General features: G+C 66.4%; 15 protein-coding genes. 13 read left to right on the top strand and 2 right to left on the bottom strand.

Annotated features, from left to right (window positions below; all coding sequences use genetic code 11):
• Positions 1-620 precede the first annotated feature (620 nt).
• The 3 genes from LCM15_RS09425 to LCM15_RS09435 are packed head-to-tail and all read left to right on the top strand — an operon-like array spanning position 621 to position 3,626.
• On the top strand, positions 621-1,478 hold the full coding sequence (locus LCM15_RS09425; RefSeq protein ID WP_224855736.1) for a putative selenate ABC transporter substrate-binding protein: 858 nt from the start codon (positions 621-623) through the stop codon (positions 1,476-1,478).
• The gene (locus LCM15_RS09430; RefSeq protein ID WP_224855738.1) at positions 1,475-2,137 is read left to right on the top strand and encodes an ATP-binding cassette domain-containing protein; all 663 of its coding nucleotides are present in this window, start codon (positions 1,475-1,477) and stop codon (positions 2,135-2,137) included. Before LCM15_RS09425 ends, LCM15_RS09430 begins: the two co-directional genes overlap by 4 nt.
• On the top strand, positions 2,106-3,626 hold the full coding sequence (locus LCM15_RS09435; RefSeq protein WP_224855740.1) for a PhnE/PtxC family ABC transporter permease: 1,521 nt from the start codon (positions 2,106-2,108) through the stop codon (positions 3,624-3,626). Before LCM15_RS09430 ends, LCM15_RS09435 begins: the two co-directional genes overlap by 32 nt.
• A 12-nt stretch (positions 3,627-3,638) precedes the next feature.
• Here the strand turns inward: LCM15_RS09435 and htpX are convergent, their stop codons facing one another.
• On the bottom strand, positions 3,639-4,586 hold the full coding sequence (htpX, locus tag LCM15_RS09440; RefSeq protein ID WP_224855742.1) for a zinc metalloprotease HtpX: 948 nt from the start codon (positions 4,584-4,586) through the stop codon (positions 3,639-3,641).
• A 409-nt stretch (positions 4,587-4,995) separates the two neighbouring features.
• Here htpX and cyoA point away from each other — a divergent pair, with 409 nt between their 5' ends.
• The 10 genes from cyoA (at position 4,996) to LCM15_RS09490 (ending at position 16,260) form a co-directional block, all read left to right on the top strand.
• Positions 4,996-6,141 (top strand): ubiquinol oxidase subunit II, encoded by a 1,146-nt coding sequence (cyoA, locus tag LCM15_RS09445; RefSeq protein WP_224855744.1) that lies wholly within the window; start codon positions 4,996-4,998, stop codon positions 6,139-6,141.
• Entirely contained in the window at positions 6,131-8,125 is a 1,995-nt protein-coding gene (gene cyoB / locus LCM15_RS09450; protein ID WP_224855746.1) for a cytochrome o ubiquinol oxidase subunit I, read from the top strand. The genes cyoA and cyoB overlap by 11 nt, the downstream gene beginning before the upstream one ends.
• A complete protein-coding gene (cyoC, locus tag LCM15_RS09455) occupies positions 8,122-8,781 on the top strand; it encodes a cytochrome o ubiquinol oxidase subunit III (RefSeq protein ID WP_224855748.1) in 660 nt (219 codons plus the stop codon). Before cyoB ends, cyoC begins: the two co-directional genes overlap by 4 nt.
• Positions 8,781-9,164, top strand: coding sequence for a cytochrome o ubiquinol oxidase subunit IV (cyoD, locus tag LCM15_RS09460; RefSeq protein ID WP_224855750.1), 384 nt, complete (start codon positions 8,781-8,783; stop codon positions 9,162-9,164). Before cyoC ends, cyoD begins: the two co-directional genes overlap by 1 nt.
• A 64-nt stretch (positions 9,165-9,228) precedes the next feature.
• Positions 9,229-9,948, top strand: coding sequence for an SURF1 family protein (locus LCM15_RS09465; protein ID WP_224855752.1), 720 nt, complete (start codon positions 9,229-9,231; stop codon positions 9,946-9,948).
• A gap of 366 nt (positions 9,949-10,314) precedes the next feature.
• Positions 10,315-11,949, top strand: a complete 1,635-nt coding sequence (locus LCM15_RS09470) for a glucan biosynthesis protein (protein WP_224855754.1) — start codon at positions 10,315-10,317, stop codon at positions 11,947-11,949.
• On the top strand, positions 11,946-12,128 hold the full coding sequence (locus tag LCM15_RS09475; RefSeq protein ID WP_224855756.1) for a hypothetical protein: 183 nt from the start codon (positions 11,946-11,948) through the stop codon (positions 12,126-12,128). Before LCM15_RS09470 ends, LCM15_RS09475 begins: the two co-directional genes overlap by 4 nt.
• 11 nt (positions 12,129-12,139) lie before the next feature.
• Positions 12,140-13,927: a glucans biosynthesis glucosyltransferase MdoH gene (gene mdoH / locus LCM15_RS09480; RefSeq protein WP_224855757.1), complete on the top strand. Its 1,788-nt coding sequence runs from the start codon at positions 12,140-12,142 to the stop codon at positions 13,925-13,927.
• Positions 13,914-15,116: an OpgC family protein gene (locus tag LCM15_RS09485; RefSeq protein ID WP_224855759.1), complete on the top strand. Its 1,203-nt coding sequence runs from the start codon at positions 13,914-13,916 to the stop codon at positions 15,114-15,116. The genes mdoH and LCM15_RS09485 overlap by 14 nt, the downstream gene beginning before the upstream one ends.
• A gap of 82 nt (positions 15,117-15,198) precedes the next feature.
• On the top strand, positions 15,199-16,260 hold the full coding sequence (locus LCM15_RS09490) for a 3-carboxy-cis,cis-muconate cycloisomerase (protein WP_224855761.1): 1,062 nt from the start codon (positions 15,199-15,201) through the stop codon (positions 16,258-16,260).
• Between the two features lie 300 nt (positions 16,261-16,560).
• Here LCM15_RS09490 and pobA read toward each other — a convergent pair whose 3' ends face one another.
• The gene (pobA, locus tag LCM15_RS09495) at positions 16,561-17,739 is read right to left on the bottom strand and encodes a 4-hydroxybenzoate 3-monooxygenase (protein ID WP_224855763.1); all 1,179 of its coding nucleotides are present in this window, start codon (positions 17,737-17,739) and stop codon (positions 16,561-16,563) included.
• Positions 17,740-17,810 lie beyond the last annotated feature (71 nt).

Here is a 17,810-nt window from a genome sequence, read left to right on the forward strand (position 1 = left end):
GAAGGGGCTTTTACGGATACCCCCCGATACCCGCAACCCCTTTTTTAAGAAAACGTCATGATTTTCCGGAACCAAGTGGAATAAAGAACGATATCAGAGACTTAGGTGATGATTTTTCTCACCCCTCACCCCCACCAAACCACCTGCCCCAGGGGCAGCCAAACCACACAGAGTCGGCTCGTCGGGCCCTTCGCGGCCGGTCGAGACTACATGTTGGGGTCGCTAACAGTTCGGACCACAAAGGCACCCGACTCGTTTCGAGTCGCCGCCGCGAGTCACTGCCCCTGCGACCCTACTGACTCGCGCTCACAACGGACGGATTTTCTCGGCGCAGCGGAAAACGAGTCGGCTGGCGCTGAAAACCTCGCCCACCCCATCGCCTCGAAGCGCTCTCAGAGCCCACGCGGTGACACAGTATATATAGGGCTCATTCGGACCGCCTCTGAACGCCTCCCGCTGGCGGACCGGAAAGAGGCCTACAGCGTCCTTCGAAATCCCCCCCGGCGCGCCGCGCGATAAAGGCCCACGGCGACCGCGTCGCTTGCATTTGGCCGGGAAAACTCGCAGGCAACCGTCAGGCCCTGCGGCCACTCCCGAAACCAGCATCCGGAACCCGTTCGATGATCCGTACCGCCTCCCTCGCCCTCGCGCTGTCCCTGACCACCGCGCTGGGGGCCTCCGCGCAGACCCTGTATTTCTCCGCCATTCCCGACGAGGACGAGACCCGGCTGGTCGAGCGCTTCTCCAAGGTGGCCGACTATCTCGAGGGCGAGCTTGGCGTCGACGTGCAGTTCGTGCCCGTGAAGAGCTATGCTGCCTCGGTCACCGCCTTCCGCAACGACCAGATCCAGCTTGCGTGGTTCGGCGGTCTGACCGGTGTGCAGGCGCGCCTCGCCGTGCCCGAGGCCCGCGCCATCGCGCAGGGCAAGGAAGACCCGATCTTCGTGAGCTACTTCATCGCCAATACCGAGACCGGGCTCGAGCCCTCGGAGAGCTTCCCCGAAGAGGCGCAGGGCATGTCCTTCACCTTCGGCGCCAAGACCTCGACCTCCGGGCGGCTGATGCCGGAATACTGGATCCGTCAGGAGACCGGCGAGGCGCCCGAGGCGTTCTTCGATCGCGTGGGCTTTTCCGGCGACCACTCTCAGACCCTGCGGCTCGTGGCCTCCGGCGCCTGGCAGGTGGGCGCGCTGAACTTCGCCGTCTACGACAAGGCCGTCGAAGAGGGCGCCCCCGAGGTCGAGACCGCCAAGGTGATCTGGCAGACCCCGCCCTACCCCGACTACAACTGGACGATCCGCGGCGATGTCGATGCGCGCTTCGGCGAGGGCTTTGCCGACAAGGTGCAGGCGGCGCTGATCGGCATGGACGATCCCGAGCTGCTGGCCGCCTTCCCGCGCGAGGCCTTCATCCCCGCCGCCAACGAGGACTTCCAGCCGATCGAGGACACCGCCAAGGAGCTTGGCCTGATCGAATGAGCCTGACGGTCCTCGACAACGAGACGCTCGGCTACGGGCGGACCGCGGTGCTCTCCGAGGTCAGCTTCGCCCTGGCCGAGGGCGAGCGCGTGGTGCTGCTCGGCCGCAGCGGCGCGGGCAAGTCCACGCTGCTGAACGCGGTGCACGACCGGCTGGTGCCTGCGCATCGCGTGGCGCTCGTGCCGCAGGATCACGCGCTGGTGCCGCAGCTCTCGGTGCTGCGCAACGTGCTGATGGGGCGCCTCGACGACCACGGGGCGCTCTACAACCTCACCAACCTGCTGCGCGTCCGGGCGCGGGATCGCGCCGGCGTGGCCGAGGTGCTGGAGGCGGTGGGGCTCGGTCCCGAGATCGACCGCCCGGTGCACGGCCTGTCCGGCGGACAGAAGCAGCGCGTGGCGCTGGCCCGGGCGTGGTGGCGCGGCGGCCGCGTGCTGATCGGTGACGAGCCGGTTTCGGCGGTGGACGAGACCCAGGCCGGCGTGCTGCTCGAGCAGGCAAGCCGCCGCTTTCCCACTTTGATGCTGGCGCTGCACGATGTCGGCCTTGCCCGGCGCTTTGCCACCCGCCTCGTCGGCATCCGTCGCGGCGCCATCCTGTTCGACGCTGCCCCCGGGGATCTGAGTGATGCCGAGATTGCCGCGCTCTACGCAGGCTGAGCGCTGGACCCGGCCCCGGGTCCTGACGCTGTTCCTCGCGCTGGCGCTGCTGGCGCTGCCCTTTGCCGACCTGAGCCTCGGCAGCCACGACGCCGGCGCAGCGCTGGCGCGGATGGCTTCGGGCTTCATCCGCCCCGATTTCAGCGCCTTGGAGCAGATCGGCCGCGCCATCTGGCTGACCATCGCCTTTGCCGTGGCGGGGGTCGCGGCGGGTGCGTCGGCCGGGCTGGCGCTGGCGCCGTTCTATCACCTGAGGGGCGTGCGCTGGCTCTGCATCGCTCTGCGCTCGGTGCACGAGCTGTTCTGGGCGTTGATGCTGATGCAGGTCATGGGCATTGCGCCGATGACCGGCGTTCTGGCCATCGCCCTGCCCTATGCCGGGATCTTCGCCAAGGTGTTCTCCGAGCAGCTCGACGAGGCCGATCCGCGCCCGGCGCAGGTTCTGCCCAAGGGCACCGACGCGCTGTCGCGGTTTCTCTATGCCCGGGCGCCGCTCGCGCTCGCGGTGATGAAGCACTATACGCTCTACCGTCTGGAATGCGGGATGCGGGCAAGCGCGGTTCTGGGCTTTGTCGGGCTGCCGACGCTGGGCTTCCAGCTCGACAGCTTCTTCCGGCTGGGCGATTACGCCGCGGCCTCGGCGATCATGATCTGCTACGTGGTGCTGATCGCCTCGATCCGGCTTTGGATGCGCCCGGTTCTGGCGCCGCTCTGGCTGCTGGCCTCGGTCGTCACCCTGTCGCTGATCCAGAGCCCGCCGATGGGCTCGGGCGCGCTGATGCGCTTTCTCACGCAGGATATCGTCCCCGCCCCGCTGCGCGACGGCTGGGACGGCGCGGCGCTCTGGGACTGGCTGAGGCCGCTGCTGGTCAGTGAGGCGCTGCCCGGCATCCTCGCGACGGTCTTGGTGGCGCAGATCGCGCTGGCGCTGACCGGGGCGCTGGCCTTCGCGGGGTTCGGGCTGATCGTGCCGCGGGTGACCTCGCGGTTCGGGCGCATGGTCGGGCATCTCGGGCTGGTGATCCTGCGCAGCTTCCCGGAATACATGCTGGCCTACCTCTTCCTGCAGGTGTTCGGGCCGTCGATGCTGCCCGCGATCCTCGCGCTGGCGCTGCACAACGGCGCCATCATCGCGCATCTCCTGGGCCGCGAAGGCGAGGAGATCCTGCCCGGCCTGCGCCGCGACGCGCCGCGCGGGCTGACGCTCTGGGGCTGGGAACTGGCGCCGAGGCTCTCGGGACCGTTCATCGCGCTGTGCCTCTACCGTTGGGAGATCATCCTGCGCGAGACGGCGGTGATGGGGCTTCTGGGGATCGCCACGCTGGGCTTCTACATCGACAGCGCGCTGGCGGAGTTGCGGCTCGACCGGGCGCTGGTTCTGCTGATCGCCACCGGGCTGCTCACCGCGGCGGTCGACCGGATCTCGCGCGGGTTGCGGCGGCGCACCTCGCTCGGCGAAGCCCGCCGCTACCGCGACGAGTGCTGCTGACCCACCTTCGGCTCAGCCCCAGGGGCCAGAGCGGTCGCGCGGCGGCTGGCGCGTGTCATCTCCCCACGGAGCGGACGAGGACGGCCCGCGCGGCGGTTCGGGCACGCGGGCGCTGCCGCTGCCCATCTCGGAAGCCAGCTGGCGTAGCGCGGCGATGCGGTTCTCGGTCGCCGGGTGGGTGGCGAAGAGGTTGTCGCGCTTGTGGGCGTGCAGCGGGTTGATGATGAACATGTGCGCCGTGGCCGGGTTGCGCTCGGCGGCATCGTTGTCGATGCGCGATGCGGCGGACTGGATCTGCTGCAGCGCCGAGGCCAGCCACATCGGATCACCGCAGATCTGCGCGCCGGCCTTGTCGGCGGCGTATTCCCGAGTCCGGCTGATCGCCATCTGCACCAAGGCCGCGGCGATGGGGGCGAGGATCATCATCGCGATCGTCCCGATGATGCCCAGCCCGTTCTCGCGCCGCCCGCCGAAGAACAGCGCGAAGTTGGCCAGCATCGAGATCGCACCGGCGAAGGTCGCCGTGACCGTCATGATGGTGGTGTCGTGGTTCTTGATATGCGCCAGCTCGTGCGCGATCACCCCTGCCAGCTCCTCGCGCGAGAGCCGCTGCATCAGGCCGGTGGTCACGGCCACGGCGGCGTTCTGCGGGTTGCGCCCGGTGGCAAAGGCGTTGGGCTGCGGCGTATCGATCACGTAGACCGCCGGCACCGGCAGATCGGCATTGCGCGCCAGATCGGCGGTCAGTTGCACCAGCCCCGAGCGGTCATTGCCGCTGACGGGCCGCGCGTTGTGCATCTTCAGCACCATCTTGTCGGACGACCACCAGCTGAAGGCGTTCATCGCACCGGCCACGACCAGCGCGATCACCATGCCGGTCGACCCGCCCAGCAGGTAGCCAAGCCCCATGAACAGCGCCGTCATCGCGGCCATCAGAACGGCAGTCTTGAAATATCCCACGGACCCGGACCTCTCTGTTTCCGACAGGGCTGATACGGTGAGGATATAGGGTCGGACCGCGGCCGCACAATGCAGCCCCCGCGCAGGCCGGCGGGATCGCCCCGGCGCGGCCCGTCAAGGTTCCACGTGAGTCGCTCAAGCCGCCCGCGGAACCCTTGGTTGCAGCCGGGGCGGATGGTTCATCGGAAAAGGTGCGTCACTCTGTCATCTTCTGCGCAGAAATGATGCACGGCGCGGTTATCAATTCTCAAATCCCTGTGAAGACTGGCCGTTTCGCCCCCTGTCGCGGCCATGCGTCGCACTGACCGCGCGCAAAGACGGCCTTAAATCGCGCCCTGCAAACATCGCGCCGGCCTGCGGCCCTCTCCCCAAGATGCCCCAGGATCGGTCCCGAAGAAGAGGCACAGTCTTGTATAGAACCCGAAATCTGCTGCTGGCCGCGGCAGGCGCTGTCGCGCTTTCCGGCTGCCAGTACGATGTCCTGTCACCGGCAGGCTGGGTCGGAGATCAGCAGCGCGACCTGCTGATCATCTCGGTCCTGCTCATGCTGATCGTCATCCTCCCCGTGCTGTTCATGTCGGTCTACTTCCCGCTGAGGTATCGCGCCGACCGTGAAGACACCTCCGACTACGATCCCGAGTTCGAGCACTCCAACAAGCTCGAGGCGGTGGTCTGGGGTGTTCCGATCCTGATCATCGTGGCGCTTGGCTATTACACCTACGTCTACACCCACCGGCTCGACCCCTACCGCCCGCTCGACCATCTCGAGGCCGGTGCGCCGGTCGAGGTTCAGGCGGTGTCGCTCGACTGGAAATGGCTGTTCATCTACCCCGAGCAGGGCATCGCCTCGGTCAACGAACTGGTCGTGCCCGCGGGCCGTCCGATCAATTTCAGCCTGAGCTCCTCGACGGTGATGAACACGCTGTCGATCCCGGCGCTCGGCGGCATGGTCTACTCGATGGCCGGCATGGAGACGAAGCTGCACCTCATCGCCGATGAGGAAGGCGTCTACCCGGGCCGCAGCGCGCATTACTCGGGCCCCGGCTTTGCCGGCATGGTGTTCGACACCACCGCCACGAGCGATGAAGAGTTCGACGCCTGGGTCGAGGGCATCCGCGCCGAGGCCGGGCCGCTGACCCGCGAAACCTATCTCGCCCTCGAAGAGCCCAGCATGAACGAGCCGGTGCGCCACTACGGTTCGGTGGAAGACGGCCTCTTCGGCCGCATCGTCGAGATGTGCGTGGAAGAGGACAAGGTCTGCATGGGCCACATGATGATGGTGGACCAAAATGGCGGCGGCGGCCTCGAGGGCATCGGAGATGCGGCGGCCTACAGCTACGACCGCGGCCGCACCATCGACGGCTTCGGCAACCGCATCGAGCTGCCCCCGCTGGAAAGCCATGGCAGCGGCCACGGCACCGGGCATGGCACCGACCACGAGGCGCTGAACGACAGCGAGGCGCCCAATGGCCTCGCCTACGTTCTGGCAATGGACCCCAACGCGCTCTGCAGCCCGTTCGGCACTCAGACGGAGAAAGAAATCAATGGCATCTGAGCACCTCCAACCGGCTGAAACCTTTTCGCCGATCTTCGGTCGGCTGACGCTCGACTGGATCCCGATCCACGAGCCCATCCTCATCGGCACCTTCGCCGGCGTTGCCCTCGGTGGCCTGCTGGTCTTCGCGCTGATGACCTATTTCCGCCTCTGGGTGCCGTTCTGGAAGAACTGGGTCACCACGGTGGACCACAAGAAGATCGGCATCATGTACATGGTGCTCGCTTTCGTCATGATGGTGCGCGGCTTTGCCGATGCGCTGATGATGCGCGGCCAGCAGGCGATGGCCGCCGGCGGCAGCGAGGGCTGGCTGCCCCCGCACCACTACGATCAGGTCTTCACCGCCCACGGCGTGATCATGATCTTCTTCGTGGCGATGGCCTTCGTCACCGGCTTCATGAACTACGTGATGCCGCTGCAGATCGGCGCCCGCGACGTGGCCTTCCCGTTCCTCAACAACTTCTCGTTCTGGATGACCGTCGCCGGCGCCCTGCTGGTCAACATCTCGCTGTTCGTGGGCGAGTTCGCCCGTGTCGGCTGGCTGGCCTTCCCGCCACTTTCGGGGGCGAACTACAGCACCGGGCCGGGGATGGATTACTATCTCTGGGCGCTGCAGATCGCCGGCGTCGGCACGACGCTGTCGGGCATCAACATGATCGCCACGATCGTCAAGATGCGCGCGCCGGGCATGAAGCTCATGGACATGCCGATCTTCACCTGGACCGCGCTGATCACCAACGTGCTGATCGTCGCCGCCTTCCCGGTGCTGACCGCCACGCTCGCGCTGCTGACGCTCGACCGCTACATGGACTTCCGGTTCTTCACCAACGACTTCGGCGGCAACGCCATGATGTATGTGAACCTGATCTGGATCTGGGGTCACCCCGAGGTCTACATCCTCATCATCCCCTGCTTCGGCATCATCTCCGAGATCGTCTCGACCTTTTCGCGCAAGCCGATCTTCGGCTACCGCACCATGGTCTGGGCCACAGGCTGCATCATGGTGCTGAGCTTCGTCGTCTGGCTGCACCACTTCTTCACCATGGGCTCCGGAGCAGACGTCAACACGTTCTTCGGCATCACCACGATGATCATCGCGGTGCCGACCGGCGTGAAGATCTTCAACTGGCTGTTCACCATGTACAAGGGCCGCGTGCGGCTCGAGGTGCCGATGCTCTGGACCATCGGTTTCCTTGTGACCTTCACCATCGGCGGCATGACCGGCGTGATGCTGGCGGTGCCCCCGGTCGACTTCCAGCTGCACAACACGCTGTTCCTGATCGCGCACTTCCACAACGTCATCATCGGCGGCGTGGTGTTCGCGGTGTTCGCGGGCGTCACCTACTGGTGGCCCAAGGCCTTCGGCTTCAAGCTGGACGAAGTCTGGGGCAAGCGCGCATTCTGGCTGTGGTTCGTGGGTTTCTACGTCGCCTTCATGCCGCTCTACGCGCTTGGCCTGATGGGCGTCACCCGCCGCATGAACATGTATCCCGATGCAGGCTGGCAGCCCTACTTCATCGTCGCCGCCATCGGCGCGCTGCTGATCCTCGCCGGCATCCTGTGCAACTTCATGAACTTCTACGTCTCGATCCGCGACCGCAAGCGCCTCGCCTGCGGCAGCGACCCCTGGGATGCGCGCACGCTGGAATGGGCGACCCAGTCGCCGCCGGCGCCGTACAACTTCCCCGAGGATGTGAGCGTGGTCGGGCGCGAGGCGTTCTGGCAGATGAAGAAGGAGAACTACGAGTTCTCGACCGACTACCAGCCGATCCACATGCCCATGGGCACCGCGTCCGGTGTGATCATCTCGGGGCTGGCGCTGATCTTCGGCTTTGCCATGGTCTGGTACATCTGGTGGCTGGCCATCGCGACCTTCGTCGCCATGCTGGCCGTCGGCATCGCCCACACCTTCAACTACAACCGCGACTACTACATCCCGGCGGATGAAGTGCGCCAGACCGAGGCGAAAGGAGCTCTCGTATGAGCACTGCGACCCCCGCGGAAGAGCAATCCATCGTCGAGCCCTTGGCCGACCGTCCGATGCATCATGCACGTGAGGCCCGGCCTCACGAGGACCCCCACGCCCATTCCAGCCCCACCCCGGTGGGGTTCTGGATCTACCTGATGAGCGACTGCGTCATCTTCGGCGCGCTCTTCGCCACCTACGCGGTGCTCGGCGGCAGCTATGCCGGCGGGCCCGTCCCCAAGGACCTGTTCGAGCCCGGCTTCATCGCGGTCGAGACCGCGCTGCTGCTGTTTTCGTCGGTGACCTTCGGCCTTGCCATGCTGCGCGCCGGCAAGGCCGACACCAACGGCACGCTGATGTGGCTGGCGGTGACGGCGCTGTTCGGTGCCGGCTTCATCGGGATGGAGATCTACGAGTTCAACCACCTGATCCATCTCGGAGCCGGGCCAGACCGGTCGGCGTTCCTGTCGTCCTTCTTCGCGCTCGTGGGCACCCACGGCCTGCACGTGACGGGCGGCCTGATCTGGCTGATCACCCTGATGGTGCAGATCAGGATGCACGGTCTGATCGGCCCGAACATGCAGCGTCTGGGCACGCTGTCGATGTTCTGGCACTTCCTCGATCTCGTCTGGATCGGGGTGTTCTCCTTCGTCTATCTCGTGAGGTTGATCTGATGTCCGCCGATACCCACCACGCACACGACCACGGCACCATGGGCCAGCTGATGATCGGCTTCGCGCTCGCCGCGATCCTGACCATCATCCCGTTCTACCTCGTCATGGCCGAGGTCGAGATGGCACGCTCCACCCTCGTCGGAATCATCATGGGGCTGGGCGCGGTGCAGATCATCGTGCACCTCGTGTACTTCCTGCACCTCAAGCGCTCGAGCGAGGAAGGCTGGAATTTCTTTGCCGCCATCTTCGCGGTCGTCATTCTGGTCATCGTGCTCGCCGGCTCTCTCTGGGTCATGCACAACATGAACGAGAACATGATGCCGATGCACGAGATGGAACAACACATCGAGCAGATGAAGAGCCTTCAGTCCCAGCAGGGCTGACCCTATATCCAGACCCAACCGTCAGGGCCCCGCGGGGCCCTGACTGCTTTTTGGAGGATACCGGATGTCCCGCACCATCCGCTGGCCGCGCCTGATCATCGTCACGCTGATCGCCGCAATCGGCATCGCCGGCTTCACCAGCCTCGGGATCTGGCAGGTCAAGCGCCTGCACTGGAAGCTCGAGCTGATCGAGCGCGTCGACAGCCGCATCCATGCAGACCCGGTTCCGGCCCCCGGCCCCGAGGCGTGGCCCGCGATCACCGCCGAGGACGACGAGTACACCCGCGTTACCCTGACCGGGCGCTTCCTCAACGACGAGGAGGTGATGATCTACACCCCCTCGGATTACGGCCCCGCGGACTACGTGCTGACCCCTCTGGAACGCGACGACGGCACCATCGTGATGGTCAACCGCGGCGTCGTCCCGCTCGAGCGCGCACAGTCCGGCGACTTCGCCCGTGTCGAGGGAAAGACCACCGTGACGGGCCTTTTGCGTATGTCGGAAGACAAAGGCTGGCTGTTCTCGCGCGACAACAACCCTGACGCGCAAATGTGGTATAGGCGCGATATCGGCTCGATCACCGAGGCGAAGGGCTTCGAGCGCGCGGCGCCGTATTTCGTCGATGCCGAGAAGACCGGCTCCGAGGGCTGGCCGCGCGGCGGTCAGACCGTCGTGTCGTTCCGAAACAGCCATCTCAGCTACGCATTGACTTGGTTTGCACTCGGCGTATTGGTGCTGAGCGGCTATGTGCTGATTCTCAGGCAGGAGCTGCGGTCGCGTTGAAGAGGTGCCTGGCGCTGCTATGACCATCCCTACCCTTGCTGACAGCCTGTTATATGGGCGCCGCAACGCGCTGGATTCAAACCGGAGCAAACATCCGGCACTCTCCCCTTAAATCGCTGAATATCATGGCGTTTAAGCAAAGCTCGCGGTGAGGTTGTGCAAGTTTCCGCCCATCCGCCGTTTCCCCGAACATTTTGGTCGCTTGCGCATGTTTTTGCCGGAACCAGTATGTCATGTGACGCGTTCGCTCCGGGTTGCCGGCGCAGTTTCGCGCCCCATCGGCAAGGGCACGCGCATGGCGAAAGCGAAGGATGGTCTTCCCGGGAGAGCGGACTTTAATTTGTGATCAACGACATGGAAAGACAGATGCCCTCACAGACAAAGCCCGACCCGAAACGCCGGACCCCTCGTGATCACAGCCACCCCTCCCTCACCCGCCGGACCATGATCCGCGCGCTGTGTAGCGTCATGCCCGCAGCCCTTCTGGCGCCCGCGGCCTTCGCGCAGGACGCCACCGCGCCCGAGCAGCCCGCGCCGGCAGGCGAGACCTTCTCCTTCGATCTCCTGTCCGAGCGGATGCAACAGGCCAGCCAGACGGACCCCGCCAGCCCCGCGCAGGTGCAGGGCTTCCTGGCCGAGCTCGGCTACGACGCCTATCAGCGCATCCGGTTCGACAAGGACCACGCCCGCTGGGGCGACGACGAAGCCTCGCGGTTCCGCCTGCACGCCTTCCATCTCGGGTGGCTCTTCAAGGAGCCGATCGTGATGCACGAGGTCGTCGACGGCCAGGCCCTGCCGATGGGCTTCGGCGTCGAGGATTTCGACTACTCGTCCTACGAGGACGAGGTTCCGCAGGATCTCAACATGCCCGGCGTCGCCGGCTTCCGTCTGCACAACCAGCTCAACCGCGCCGACACTTGGGACGAGCTCGTCGCCTTCCTCGGCGCCAGCTATTTCCGCGCGCTTGGCCGCGACAACGTCTATGGCCTCAGCGCCCGCGGTCTGGCGATCAACACCGGCCTTCCGGATGGCGAGGAGTTTCCGCGCTTCACGGAGTTCTGGCTTGAACGCCCGCAGCCCGGCGCCGATCACATGACGCTCTATGCCGCGCTCGAAAGCAACTCGGTCACCGGGGCGTACCGCTTTGTCATCACCCCGGGCGAAACCACCACGATGGACGTCACTGCGCGGCTCTACATGCGCAACGACGTGGCGCAGCTTGGCATCTCGCCGTTGACCTCGATGTTCCTGTTCGACGGCGCCGACCCGGGCGCATTCTACGATTACCGCTCCTCGGTGCATGACAGCAGCGCGATGGTGCTGAACGTGGGCGAGACCACCTTCTATCGCCCGCTGAAGAACCCGTCGCGGCTTGCCAGCTCCTATCTCGGCGCCGAGAGCCCGACCTCCTTCGGCCTCGTGCAGCGCGAGCGCGAGTTCGACCAATATCTCGATGCGCAGGCGCATTACGAGAAACGCCCGTCGCTGATGGTTCAGCCGCTGGGCAACTGGGGCAAGGGCACCGTGCGCCTGATCGAGATTCCGACCGAGCTCGAGGCCAACGACAACATCGTCGCCTACTGGGTCCCGGAGGACCCGGCCCGCGCCGGCGACGCGCTGGAATTTTCCTACCGCCTGCACTGGGGCATGAACCCGCCGGGAGACCGTGGCGAAGAGCTTGGCCAGGTCGTGCGCACGCGCAGCGGCGAAGGCGGTGTCTCGGGTGTCGAGAAGGAAACCGACGAGCGCAAGTTCGTCGTGGATTTCTCCGGTGGGTTGTTGCGGAACCTTTCCCCGGACGCCGTGGTTGAACCCGAAATCACTGTGCAACAGGGGTCTGTCACGCAGACCTCCTTGTCGCGCATTAGCGGGACCGACATCTGGCGGCTCGTGATCGACGTAGAGGGCGAGCCCAAATCAGCGGTTGAGCTGAAGGCTTCCCTTCGGGGCTACGGCCGAACTTTGACTGAGACATGGTTGTATCAATGGATCAAGCAATGATCGAAACTACCGATGTGCGCATTGCGCGCGACACCGCTGCCACCACCACCACTTTCACCGAAACCGACTGGGCACCGCCGGTGGCCCCGCTCGAGATGCCCCGCCAACGGCTTGAAGCCGAGGCGCGGACCTCCGAGAGCGCCCTGATGCGCCTGTTCCGGAAGCGCTCGCGCGCCTGAGGACTGACAAGATGAAGAGAGCTGCCCCCGCCCCCGATGGCCGAACCGTTCGCGTCCGAGCCCTCGCGGTCTCCTGCGCGCTTTTGCTTGCGTCCTTCGCGGCGGCGCTGATCGCCGAGGCCGGGGCCACCAACGGGTTCGATCTGCTCGACGGGCTGCGGACCCTGCTCATCTTCGTGACCACCGGCTGGCTGGCCTGGGGGGCGATGCTCGCTCTCACGGGCCTCCCGCACGCGCGCCCGCGAAAGCGGGCGCAGATCGTCGGGCAACAGCCGCCGACGGTCGTGCTCGTGCCGATCTGCAACGAGGATGCGGTGGCCACCTTCACCCGCATCCAGGCGATGCACGCCTCCGCGATCGAGGCCGGGCTGACGCTCGACATCGCGGTACTGTCGGACACGCAGAACCCCGACGCGGCAGCCGAAGAGGTCGCGGCCTTCGACAGGCTGCTCTCGGACCAAAGCGGCGGCGGGCGCATCTTCTACCGCCGCCGGACCGACAACAGCGGTCGCAAGGCAGGCAATATCGAGGACTTCATCCGTCGTTCCGGCGGCGCCTACGAATTTGCCGTCATCCTCGATGCCGACAGCCTGATGGAAGGCGACACGCTGCGCGCGATGATCGCCGAGATGCAGGCCGACCCGAAACTCGGCCTGTTCCAGACCCTGCCGCGCATCGTTGGCGGGCACTCCCTGTTCGGCCGCGCCATGCAGTTCGCAGCCGCCTTCCACGGCCCGATCTTCACCCGCGGGCTCGAGCGGATGCAGGGCAGCACCGGGCCCTTCTGGGGCCACAACGCCATCGTGCGTGTCCGCGCCTTCGCGGAAAGCTGTGCCCTGCCCGAGCTGAGCGGCAAACCGCCCTTCGGCGGCCACATCCTCAGCCACGATTACGTCGAGGCGGCGCTTCTGGCCCGCGCCGGCTGGAGCGTCCGGGTCGATCACTCGCTCGGCGGCTCCTTCGAGGAAGGCCCCGAGAACGTGCTCTCCTACGCCAAGCGCGACCGCCGCTGGTGCCAGGGCAACCTCCAGCACATCCGCCTTCTGACGGCACCGGGCCTCGCGCCGTGGAGCCGCTTCGTGTTTTTCCAGGGGATCCTGTCCTACATCGTCTCGGTGCTGTGGGCGAGCTTCCTGCTGGTCTCCATCGCGGCGACCGTGCTGGCCCCCGCGCCCGACTATTTTCCCGACCCGAACCAGCTCTTCCCGGTGTTCCCGAGCGACCGCACCAAGGAAATCACCGCGCTGGCCATCGGCATCGTGGGCCTGCTGATCCTGCCCAAGCTCGCGATCCTGATCGACGCCGCAGCGACCGGTCGAGTGCGCGGCTTCGGCGGCACACTCAAGGCGCTTGCGTCGCTGGTGTTCGAGATCCTGCTCAGCTCGCTGATGGCGCCGGTGATGATGATGTACCAGCTGCGCGCGGTGATTCAGGTCTTCATGGGGCGCGACGGCGGCTGGCCCGCCAATGCCCGCGGCGAGGGTCTTTTGCATCTAGGCGAGTCCTTCAAGGCAAGCGCTTGGATCGTGGCGACCGGGATCGTCGGTCTTGCCGCGGTCTACATGCTGTCCGTCGATCTGGTGCCCTGGATCCTGCCGGTCTGCGTGCCGATGATCCTCGCGCCGCTGCTGATCGCGATGACTTCGCGCCCGCTGACCCACTCGCTGTTTCGCGTCCCGGACGAGGCCAAGCCCGCCCCCGTGGTGGCCCGCTACCGCGCGCTGATGCGCCAGAACGCCCCCGCGCCGCACTCCCCAGACACGCCCCCTGCCGGAGTGCCCGCCGATGTCGCAGCCTGACGCAACCGTCCTTCCCGCGCCGAAGCGCGAGCGCGACCCGCGCATCGATGCCTTCCGCGGCCTCGCGCTGGCGATGATCTTCGTCGATCACGTGCCGGGCAATCCCTACGAATATCTCACCATCCGCAACCTTGGCTTCTCGGATGCGGCCGAGGCGTTCTTCATCATGTCGGGCATCGCGGCGGGGCTGGCCTATTCCGGCGGGTTCGCGCGCAAGCCGTTCCTCGACGCCGCCCAGCCGGTCTGGAAGCGCGCATGGACCCTATATCTCGCGCATATCCTGCTGACCTTCTGGGCCATCGCCATCTTTGCAGCCGGCGCGGAGTTCTTCGGGCTCCCCGAACTGCTCGAGAAGAACAACCTGCGGGCCATCTTCGAACGCCCGCAGGAGACGCTCATGGCGCTTCCGGCGCTGCTGCATCAGATCGGCTACGTCAACATCCTGCCCGCCTACAGCGTGCTGCTTCTGGCGACCCCGTTTGCCGTGGTGCTGGGGATGAAGCGCCCGAAGCTTCTGGCGGCGCTGTCGGTCGGGCTGTGGTTCGCCACCGGGCTCTGGCGGCTGAACCTGCCCAACCACCCCAACCCGGGCGGCTGGTTCTTCAACCCCTTCGCCTGGCAGATCCTGTTCGTCGCGGGCCTGCTCACCGGGATCCACGCCCGCAAGGGCACCCGCTTCGTGCCGGTGTCGCGCACGCTGTTCTGCCTCGCGCTCGGCTGGCTGGTGGTGGTTCTGGCGTGGCGCTATGCCCCCGGGGTTGGTGCGTTTCTCAACCACCAGATGGCCAAGCTCGGCGCCGCCGGCGTACCCTTCCATTTCGTCTCGCATGACAAGACCTTCGTCGCCGCGCCCCGGATGCTGCACGCGCTGGCGCTGTTCTACGTGCTCTCCTGCCTGCCGCAGGTGCGCGTGCTCAGCGGCCTGCCCGTGGCCGCGCCGCTGCGCCTGCTGGGCAAGCACGGGCTGCTGGTGTTCTCGGTCGGCACGCTGGCCTCGCTGACGCTGCAGGTGCTGATGGCCGCGATGCTCGATCCGCAGCCGCTGGCATGGCTCGTCCTGCCCATCGGGCTGGCGATCATGCTCGGCGTGGCCTGGCTGGCCGAACGGCGCAAGCGCGGCACGCGCACCCCCACGACCGAGATCGTGCCGCAGATGCCGCCGGCCTCACCGGTGCGCGCCAGAAGCTGACCGCGCTCCTCCGGTCCCGTGCACGCTGTCATCCGCCCCGGAAACCTGTAAACCGGGGCGGAGACGACCAAGGAGCACGCCCATGACCAGCGCCGTTTTCGACCATCCCTGGCTCTCGGGGCTGTTCAACGATCCCGAGATGGCCGCGCTGCTCTCGCCCGAGCGGCAGATGGCGCATATGCTGGCCTTCGAGGCCGCGTGGTCGCGGGCCTGCGGGGCGGCTGGCCTGTTCGACAGTGACAAGGCCAACGAGGCCGCCACCGTTATCGCGAGCGCCGAGATCGACTTCGCCGACATCGCCGCCGGCATGGCGCAGGACGGGGTGCCTGTTCCGCGTCTGGTGAAGCAGCTCAAGACCCTCGCCCCGCCCGAGGCCGTGCACAGCGGCGCCACCTCGCAGGATGTCGTCGATACCGCGCTGGCGCTGACGCTTCGCGAGGCGTCCACCTTGATCGACACCCGGCTTGCAGCGCTCGACACGGCTCTGGCCGAGCTCGAGGCGCGGTTCGGGGAGGCTCCGCTGATGGGCCGCACCCGGATGCAGGCCGCGACCGAGATCACCGTGCGCGACCGTGTTCTGGCGTGGCGCCTGCCGCTTTCGGGGCATCGCGAGCGCCTTGTCGCGCTGCGCCCGCAGGTCGAGCGGGTGCAGATCGGCGGCGCCTCTGGCGACCGCAAGGCGCTTGGCGACAAGGCCGACGCCGTGGTCGCCGCCATGGCGCAGGAGCTTGGCCTCGCGTCGACGGAGAAGGCGTGGCACGCCATGCGCGAGGGCGTCGTGGGCTATGCCTCGTTCCTGTCGCTGGTCACCGGCACGCTCGGCAAAATCGGTGGCGACGTGGCGCTGATGGCACAGCAGGGGATCGGGGACATCGCGCTTTCGGGCGGCGGCGGGTCGTCGGCGATGCCGCACAAGCAGAACCCTGTCGCCGCCGAGCTGCTGGTCACGCTGGCGCGCTACAACGCCACCCAGGTCAGCGCCATGCACCACGCCATGCTGCACGAGCAGGAACGCTCGGGCGTCGCGTGGACGCTGGAATGGATGGTGCTGCCGCAGATGCTGATGACCACGGGGCGGGCGCTGGCCGTGGCGCAGGATATCGCGGGCAAGGTGACGCGGCTCGGAGCCGCGACGGACAGCTGATCCCGAGGGTCGGCCCGCGCGCCCCCGCGCATCAACGGGCCATGATCGCGTGAACTCACCGCAGAATGCCTTGGTTCGCCCCGTCAGAAGCAAGTGACCTCAAAGCCGGATGCTGGCATCACGCCTTCGACGGGATGGAACAGGTTCATGACGCACGTGCCCTCTCGGCACGACCGATGCGCGGCAACGCTCCCCGCCCTCAGTTCCCGTGCAGAAGCCGCCCAGACACCTGCACCGAGCAACGCGAACCCCGCCGCGAGCCTCCTCGTGGCGGGGTTTGATTTCACGTGTGACAAGCGCTCAGAACGGCAGGCCGATATAGTTCTCCGCCAGATCGCGCCGCGCGGTCTCGGAATGTGCGAGATGGTCCAGCGTGGCCTTGCGCATCTGCTCGGCAAAGGCATCCTCGCCGTCGAACCGGTGCAGCATCGTGGTCATCTGCCAGCTGAACCGCATGGCCTTCCAGATCCGCGCCAGCGCCTTCGACGAATAATCGTCGATGCCCCCGGTGCCCTTGCCGGTCACCGCCTCGATCAGTGCGCTGTGAAGGTAGAACACGTCCGACGCGGCGAGGTTGAGGCCCTTGGCCCCGGTTGGCGGCACGATATGGGCCGAGTCGCCCACGAGGAACAGGTTGCCCCAGCGCAGCGGCTCGGAGACGAAGCTGCGCAGCGGCGCGATGGATTTCTCGATCGACGGGCCGGTGACCAGCCGGCTGGCCGCCTCCGAGGGGATGCGGCGGCTGAACTCGTCCCAGAAGCGCTGATCCGACCAGTCCTCGACCTTGTCCGACAGTGGCACCTGCACGTAGTAGCGCACGAGGTTCTCGTTGCGCATCGAGGCCAGCGCGAAGCCGTGCTTCGAGTTCGAATAGATCAGCTCGTCATGGACCGGCGGGGTTTTCGACAGGATGCCCAGCCAGCCGAAGGGATAGACCCGCTCGAACTCGCGGCGCTTCTCCTCGGGGATGGTCTTGCGCGACACGCCGTGAAAGCCGTCGCAGCCGGCGACATAGAGACACTCCAGCACCTTGCGCTTGCCCTCGTGGGTGAACTCGACCCGCGATCTGGACTGGTCGAGGTCGTGGATCGACACGTCCGAGACCTCGTGCAGCACCTTGGTGCCCATGGCATCCTGCGCGTTGTAGAGATCGGCGGTCACCTCGGTCTGGCCATAGACCATGACCTGCTTGCCGGTGAGCGCCTTGAAATCGATATGCACCATCAGCTCGTCGTCGGTCAGGTAGCAGCCGTCATGCGGGATGCCTTCCCTGCCCATGCGGGCCTCGACCCCGGCGGCGCGCAGCAGCTCGACGGTGCCCCATTCGAGGATGCCTGCCCGGATGCGCGACAGCACGTGGTCGCGGGTCGAGCGTTCGAGGACGACGGTCTCGACACCGGACTTGTTGAGCAGTTGCGACAGCAGCAGCCCCGAAGGGCCGCCGCCGATGATGGCGACTTGGGTCGTCAGGGTTGTCATGCGCAGAATCCTCCCGTTTCCATTGGCCGAGCTTAGCTTGCGCGCGGCGCCGCGCGAATGGACGGGACCCT

This window comes from Salipiger bermudensis, from assembly GCF_020171625.1.
Classification (GTDB): Bacteria; Pseudomonadota; Alphaproteobacteria; order Rhodobacterales; family Rhodobacteraceae; genus Salipiger; species Salipiger bermudensis_B.